At 59.9% G+C, this 7,734-nt stretch carries 5 protein-coding genes; 3 read left to right on the top strand and 2 right to left on the bottom strand.

The annotated features are described in order from the left end of the window. Positions 1-240: 240 nt before the first annotated feature. Complete coding sequence (locus tag PMW67_RS09440; protein WP_117840323.1) at positions 241-1,251, bottom strand: hypothetical protein; 1,011 nt, start codon at positions 1,249-1,251, stop codon at positions 241-243. A gap of 299 nt (positions 1,252-1,550) precedes the next feature. Then, on the bottom strand, positions 1,551-2,582 hold the full coding sequence (locus PMW67_RS09435) for a hypothetical protein (RefSeq protein WP_161194435.1): 1,032 nt from the start codon (positions 2,580-2,582) through the stop codon (positions 1,551-1,553). 213 nt (positions 2,583-2,795) lie between these two features. On the opposite strand from PMW67_RS09435, the gene PMW67_RS09430 reads away from it, so the two are divergent. The 3 genes from PMW67_RS09430 (at position 2,796) to bilS (ending at position 7,191) form a co-directional block, all read left to right on the top strand. Further along, complete coding sequence (locus PMW67_RS09430; protein ID WP_124786618.1) at positions 2,796-4,652, top strand: ABC transporter ATP-binding protein; 1,857 nt, start codon at positions 2,796-2,798, stop codon at positions 4,650-4,652. Next, entirely contained in the window at positions 4,653-6,512 is a 1,860-nt protein-coding gene (locus tag PMW67_RS09425) for an ABC transporter ATP-binding protein (RefSeq protein ID WP_271739659.1), read from the top strand. A 127-nt stretch (positions 6,513-6,639) separates the two neighbouring features. Continuing rightward, on the top strand, positions 6,640-7,191 hold the full coding sequence (bilS, locus tag PMW67_RS09420; RefSeq protein WP_117773858.1) for a flavodoxin family protein BilS: 552 nt from the start codon (positions 6,640-6,642) through the stop codon (positions 7,189-7,191). Positions 7,192-7,734 lie beyond the last annotated feature (543 nt).

Here is a 7,734-nt window from a genome sequence, read left to right as displayed (position 1 = left end):
CGCCTCGACCGGCAGGCTGCGGTCGCCGGTGTCGGGCATACCGCCCTTGGAGCCGCTGCCGGAGCCGTTATCTGAACTGCTCGCTGGCGTTGTCTGGGCATTGATGGCTACGTAGTTTAAGAGGCGGCGGTGCTGTTGTTTGAATTTTTGCAGTTAAAGAGGTCCGTTTCCCTAGGTGGGGAAACGGACCTCTTTTTGTCTCTGGGCTTGTGGATTGGCGAAGACAATAACCGCTGGCAGCTATTTTGAGTTCTTGATGCGGCGTGTGGCAGTGGCGGTTATTCCGAGGCCTGCGGCGGCGATTGCTGCGAGTGCGATTGCGCTCGGCGCTGCGTCTCCCGTGTTCGCGAGCTTGCCGGCGGTCGTATCTGCTTGCTTGCCGCTGCTCGAGTTCGCTTGCTTGGTGGAGCTTGGTAGGGCGTCTTTGCCGGTTGCAGGTGAGGCAACGGGCGGTGTCGCCTCGGCGGGTTGCGTTGAGCCGGAGGGAGGCACTGTCTCGGCGGGTTTCGTTATCTCGGGCGAGACGGCCTTGTCTGCCGCGGCCTTAGCCTCTTCGTATGCCTTGCAGGCGTCGTCATAGGCCGCTTGCGCCTTTTCCAAATCGCCGAGGAGCGCATCTCGCTTGGCTACGTCCTCGTCGATGTGGGCTTTGGCTTCCTCCGCCTCACTTTCGAAATACTGAACCTGTTTTTCCTGGCTTTCGAGCCGGCGTTGGTAGGAGTGAAGATCATCTTCACAAGATTTCTCTCGCCTTTCTGCCGACATGATCTCACTTCGCAACTGCTTAATATGCTCTTTAATAGTTATGCTGGGCTCCTCGTCGCCGAGTGCTTCAAGTGCCTTTAATTCTGCCTGAAGGCCGCTTGTCCGGTTGTGGGCCTCATCGTATTTGGCTTGGGCTGCATCGACGTTCGCTTGCATGGCGGGAAGGCGTTCCCTCCGTTTGGCGGCTTCCGTCACCACCATGTCGTAGATCTCTTGAAAAGCGGCAATGTCATCATCGATTGCCGCAAGTTTCTCGGGACTTGCGGCAACTTTTGCGGCCTCGAGGTTTTTGAGCGCTTCCTGCATGGCTGCATACGCTTTTTCTTTTGCGGCGGTCGCATCTTCCGTCTGCAAGGCAACTGCACCGGTGGGGGAACTGGTTTCTGCCGCGATCGCCGTTGCGGGGGCGATTCCCGCGACAAGTGCCGCGGAAAGGGCGATGCCCACGGTTGCTCGTCTTGCTCTTCTTGCGAGAATGTCGTTCATCTCGGCACCTCATTTCAAGGGTTGGCGACTCAGCTGGTAGCACTACTGTAAGTATACCAAGCGATTGGCGCGCCGCTGACCGGGCGTGCGCGTATACCCCTTGATTAACAGCCATTAAATCTATCCCTTAAGGAATGCGGCTTGCTAGTGTTGTCTGGGCATTGATGGCTGCGTGGTTCAAGAGACGGCGGCATTACCATCTGTTTTTCAAGTAAAGAGGTCCGTTTCCCTGGGTTGGGGAAACGGACCTCTTTTTGTCTCTGGGTTTGTGGATTGGCGAAGGTAGTATGCTCTGGCGGCTATTTTGAGTTCCTGATGCGGCGTGTGGCCGTGGCGGTTATTCCGAGGCCTGCGGCGGCGATTGCTGCGAGTGCGATTGCGCTCGGCGCTGTGTCGCCCGTGTTCGCAAGCTTGCCGACGGTCGTATCTGCTTGCTTGCCGCTGCTCGAGTTCGCCTGCTTGGTGGAGCTTGGCGGGGTATTTTTGCCGGTCGCGGACGAGCCGGTGGGCTGTGTCGCCTCGGCCGGTTGCGCCGAGTTGGAGGGAGGCGTCGTCTCGGTCGGTTGCGTTATCTCGGGCGAGGTGGCCTTGTCTGCCGCGGCCTTTGCCTCTTCGTATGCCTTGCAGGCGTCGTCATAGGCCGTTTGCGCTTTTTTCAAATTGTCGAGGAGCGCATCTCGCCAGGCTATGAACTGGTCGGTATGGGCTTTATACTTCTCTGCAGCACGTTCACAGTCATTAACTTGTCTTTCCTGCCTTTTGAGGCCGTCGTGGCGCTCGCGGAGCCCTGTTTTGCAAGAGTCTTCTTGCGCTTTTGCCGTTACGATTTCACTGCGCAACTGCTTTATTTGCTGTTTAGTAGTTTCGACAAGCTCCTCGTCGCCGAGTGCTTCGAGTGCCTTAAGCGCCTCAAGTTTCTTGTCTAATTTTGCCTGGAGCTCGCTTACCCGGTTGATGGCCTCGTCGTATTTGGCTTGGGCTGCATCGACGTCCGCTTGCATGGCGGGAAGGGATTCCCTCAATTCGGCGGCTTGCGCCACCATCTTGTCGCGGAGCTCTTGAAAACGGGCAATGTCATCATTGAATCTCGCAATTTTCTCGGGACTTGCGGCGTCTTTTGCGGCCTCGAGGTTTTTGAGCGCTTCCTGCATGGCTGCATACGCTTTTTCTTTTGCGGCGGTCGCATCTTCCGTCTGCAAGGCAACTGCACCGGTGGGGGCGCTGGTTTCTGCCGCGATCGCCGTTGCGGGGGCGATTCCCGCGACAAGTGCCGCGGAAAGGGCGATGCCCACGGTTGCTCGTCTTGCTCTTCTTGCGAGAATGTCGTTCATCTCGGCACCTCATTTCAAGGGTTGGCGACTCAGCTGGTAGCACTACTGTAAGTATACCAATCGATTGGCGCGCCGCTGACCGGGCGTGCGCACCTCTCCGCTTCTCTGGAAACCGAATCCCATTAGAAATGACGAGTTGTTTACGCTTCTTTTGGGCTCACCGTACTATCATGATTCGAATTGAGTGTGAATGATGATAGGGAGCACCCTTTTATGATTGAGCTGCTCAGGCGTTTTGGTGGCAAGTTTCGACGGTATATGGTGATTGGCCCTGCGTGCAAGCTGATCGAAGTGATCTTTGACCTGCTGACGCCGCTCGTGATTGCCCAGATGATCGATAAGGGCATTGGCTCGCACGACGTGAACGCCGTCGTCCACTACGGTATGGTACTTGCCGCCATGGCCGTGATCGGCATCTCGTTTACGCTCGTCTGCCAAAAGATGGCGGCGCTCACCTCGCAGGGCATGGGTACCGACATCCGCGGCGCGCTCTACGGGCACATCAATAAGCTGAGCTATGCTGAGCTCGATCGCTTTGGCACGCCGTCGCTCATCACGCGTATCACCAACGATGTCAACCAGGTGCAGCTAGCTGTGGCGCTGGGCGTGCGCATGCTCATCCGCTGGCCCTTCCTGGCGGTGGGCTCCATGGTCGCGGCCCTTGCCATCGACCTTAAGCTCGGCATCATCTTTTTGATTTGCACGCCCGCCATCGGCCTGGTGTTTTGGTTTGTCATGGCGCGCTGCATTCCGTACTACAAGCAGCTGCAGGCAAAGCTTGACCGCATCGCGCTCATTTGCCGCGAGGGGCTTTCGGGCGCCCGCGTGGTTCGCGCCTTTGTGCGCGAGGACCATGAGCGCGAGCGCTTTGCCCAAGCGGCCGATGACCAGGCACATACCGCCATCGCGGTGGGCAAGCTTTCGTCAATCCTTAATCCCGTCACGTTTTTGGTGATGAACCTGGGCGTGTGCGCCATCCTGTGGGTGGGCGGCATCCAGGTCAACGTGGGCGAGCTCACGCAGGGCCAGGTCATGGCGTTCGTCAACTACATGACGCAGACCCTGACCTCCATCGTGTATGTCGCCAACCTGGTCGTGGTCTTTACCAAGGCGAGCGCCAGTGCGTCGCGTATCAACGAGGTGCTCAATTGCGAGCCGAGCATCACCGACGAGGACAACCAGCCGGTTGCGCTGCCCGAGCCGAGCGACCTGGCGGGTGACGCTGTTCCGGTCTCCGCGCTGAGCTTTGACCATGCGAGTTTTTCGTTTGGCACGGGCGCCGCCAACGCCGTCAATGACGTGACCCTGGAGCTGCCGCTGGGCAAAACGCTCGGCATTATCGGCGGCACGGGCAGCGGCAAGTCCACGCTCGTTTCGCTTATCCCGCGCCTGTACGATGCGAGCGCTGGCAGCGTGAGCGTGATGGGCGCCGACGTGCGCACTTGGCCGCTCGACCAGCTGCGCCATGTGGTCGCGACCGTCCCGCAGCGCGCGTCGCTGGTGAGCGGCACCATCCGCAGCAACCTGACCTGGCGTGACGAGTCAGCGACCGACGATGAGCTCTGGGCGGCGCTCGATATGGCGCAGGCCAGCGAATTCGTGCGCAACAAGCCGCAGGGGCTCGATGCCCCGGTCGAGGCGGGCGGTAAGAACTTCAGCGGTGGCCAACGCCAGCGCCTGACCATCGCGCGCGCCTTAGTGGGCTCGCCTCAGGTCCTGATCATGGACGACTCCGCCTCGGCACTCGACTTTAAGACCGACGCGGCGCTTCGCCATGCCATCCGCGAGCGCAGCGTGCGCGGTGCCGCCGAGGGCGGGCTGCCGCTCACGACGGTCATCGTGAGCCAGCGCGTCTCGACCGTGCGCGATGCCGACATGATCTGCGTGCTCGACCACGGATCGGTTGCGGGCCTGGGCACGCATGACGAGCTGTATGCAAGCTGCCAGCTCTATCGCGAGATTTGCCAGTCGCAGCTGCGCCGCGAGGAGCTCGAGGGCCAGCAGGGGAGCACGGTGCCCGCGTCCGCCCCGACTGCCCCTGCGCCTACTTGCTCAAAGGAGGGTTGCTAGATGAACCCGTATACTTCTTCCGGTTCGGTCGCCACGATGACCGCTAATGTGTCCGGCAACGATAACCTCAACGACCTGGGCGACGGCCCGCGCCAACCCGGTGATCCCGAGCGCTATCCCGTGGGCGCGGTGACGCGCCGCCTGCTGGGCTATGTTCGCCCGCACCGTATTTCGTTTACGGCGTCGTTTGTGAGCGCCGCCATCTCGGTGATCTTGCAACTCTATACGCCCATCCTCATCGGCGAGGGCATCGACCTTATCGTTGCCGCCGGTCAGGTGGACTTCGACGCGCTGCTGCCGCTCGTTACCAAACTCGCGCTCGTCGTGGTGGGAGCAGCGGCCTTCCAGTGGCTGCAGGGCTACTGCGTCAACCGCCTGTCCTACGAAACGGTGCGCGACATGCGCGTGGAGGCGAGCGATAAGCTCAGCCGCATGCCGCTCAGTTTTATCGACGGCCATGCCCACGGCGACCTTATGAGTCGCGTGGTCAACGACGTCGACCAGGTCGGCGACGGTCTGCTGCAGGGCTTTACCCAGCTCTTTACCGGCGTTATCACCATCGTTGGCACGCTCGCGTTTATGCTCTCCATCAACCTGATCATGACGCTCGTGGTGGTGCTCGTCACGCCGCTTTCCATTTTTGCAGCCGGCGCCATCGCCAAGCTTTCCAACAAGAGCTTTACAGCACAGCAGCGCATCCAAGGGCAGCTCGGTGGTCATATCGAGGAGTATGTGGGCGAGCAGAAACTTGTCGACGCCTTTGCCTACGGTCCGCACGCTCAGCAGCGCTTCGATGCCCTCAACGCTGAGCTCTACACCGCGGGTGAGCGCGCGCAGTTTATGGGTTCGCTCTCCAACCCCGGCACGCGCTTTATCAACAACATCATCTATGCCGTGGTCGCTGTGATCGGCTGCGTGGGCGTGATCACGGGCGTGCCCGCGGCGCTCACGGTGGGCGGCGTGCAGATTTTCCTGTCCTATGCCAACCAGTACACCAAGCCGTTCAACGAGGTCACCAACGTCATTACGCAAATTCAGACCGCGTACGCCTCGGCGCGCCGCATGTTTGCGCTGCTCGATGCGCGCGAGCAGGAGCCCGACGCGTCGGACGCCGTAGAGCTCGCCGCCCCGAAGGGCGAGGTCGCCTTTGAGCATGTGGACTTTAGCTACGTGCCCGACCGCAAACTGCTGCAGGATATCTGCATCGATGCCAAGCCCGGCATGCGCTTTGCCCTGGTCGGTCCTACGGGCTGTGGCAAGACGACGCTCATCAACCTGCTGCTGCGTTTTTACGATATCGATGCTGGGCGCATTGTGGTGGACGGGCGCTCGTCGCGTGACTACACGCGCTCGAGCCTGCGCCGTGCCTTTGGCATGGTGCTGCAGGACACCTGGCTGTTCGAGGGCACCGTGGCCGAAAACATCGCCTACGGCTGTCCCGACGCCACGCGCGAGCAGGTTATCGAAGCCGCCAAGCGCGCGCACGCGCACAAGTTTATCGTGCAGCTGCCAGGCGGCTACGATACGGTCATCGGCGAGGACGGCGGCACGTTTAGCCAAGGTCAAAAACAGCTGCTGTGCATCGCGCGCGTCATGCTCACCGATCCGGCGATTCTGCTGCTGGACGAGGCGACGTCGAGCATCGATACGCGTACCGAGCTGCAGGTACAGGCGGCATTCGACGAGCTCATGGCCGGTCGCACAAGCTTTGTCGTGGCGCACCGCCTGTCGACGATCCGCAACGCCGACTGCATTCTGGTCATGCGCGACGGCCAGATTATCGAGCGCGGCACGCACGACGAGCTGCTGGCGGCAGACGGCTTCTATGCCGAGCTCTACCGCAGCCAGTTTGCCCAGTAAGCACGGTCGTGGGGCAAATTAATCAATCGACAGAAGGTGGTTTACATCTGTCACGTTAGTACTAAGATATTCATCTAATAAATTGCATTAGTGGCTTTAGTTTTGGGGGAAACGAGGCAACGTGACTATGACGTGCTCTTTGGTGGTTAACAGCAAGAGCGGTAATACCAGGATGGTTTCGGGTGCGATCAAGCGCGCTCTGCAGGCTGCGGGCGTTGAGTTTGTCCATGCCGCGGCGTTGAGTGACGATGCGGATGCAGATCAGGTTGCGCTCGAGGCGCAGGGGGCCTGCGCGGCCGACATGGTGCTCGTCGGTTTTTGGTGCGACAAGGGCGCGTGCACGCCTTCGGTCGCGGCGTTGCTCTCCGCCTTGCACGGCAAGCGCGTGTTCCTGTTTGGCACCTGCGGCTTTGGCGCCGACCAGAGCTATTACCAGCAGATTATCGACCGCGTAGCTTCCAATTTGGCTGGGGATGCCGAGCTTGCGGGCTGGGCGATGTGCCAGGGTAAGATGGGCCCTGCGGTCAAGCAGCGCTACGAGGCCATGCTCGAGCAAGATCCCGACAACGCCCGCTTTAAGATGCTGCTCGACAACTGGGTTGCCGCGAAGGATCATCCCACCAAGGAAGATATGGATAACATGGCGGCGGCGGCCAAGAAGGCCGTGCTGGGCGAGTAACTTCGTCGTTCGCGGTCCTTCGTGCAAAACAATACAAATGTGAAAGCCTCGAAATTCTCGAGGCTTTTTTCTTGACACTCGTGGGCGCAACTGTGGCAAGCGTTTGGGGGTGACACTTTCCATCACCCCGATGACGAGACCGTCCTGGACGACACGCTCTCATGCGTTCGCTGGATGTATTCAGAGTGGGACGGGCTTTCCGGATGGATGGGGATTCGGAAAGTGCGTCCCAGAATTTGCCTTTGGAGTGGGATGCAGTTTCCGGTTGAGGGCTCTGGCGGAAAATGCGACCCGGAATTTGCGATCAGAGTGGGATGCGCTTTCCCAACAGGCCCTCAAGCGGAAACTGCGTCCCATTCCGAAGGCAGATTCCGGGACACACTTTCCGAATACAAAGAAGGCCACTTAATGTGGCCTTCAACTTATATATGTTCAGCGGATACCCCCATGACAAGCCGTGCTCCAACGGTACCGTCAAGATTCTTTCGCAAATTGATCGAGGCGGCCTCGGCCCCGCCTTGCTCTAGCCCTCCGCCTTCTTGC

Source organism: Collinsella aerofaciens (genome assembly GCF_028209395.1).
Lineage (GTDB): Bacteria > Actinomycetota > Coriobacteriia > Coriobacteriales > Coriobacteriaceae > Collinsella > Collinsella aerofaciens_AZ.
This window is presented reverse-complemented; position numbering and strand designations above follow the sequence as displayed.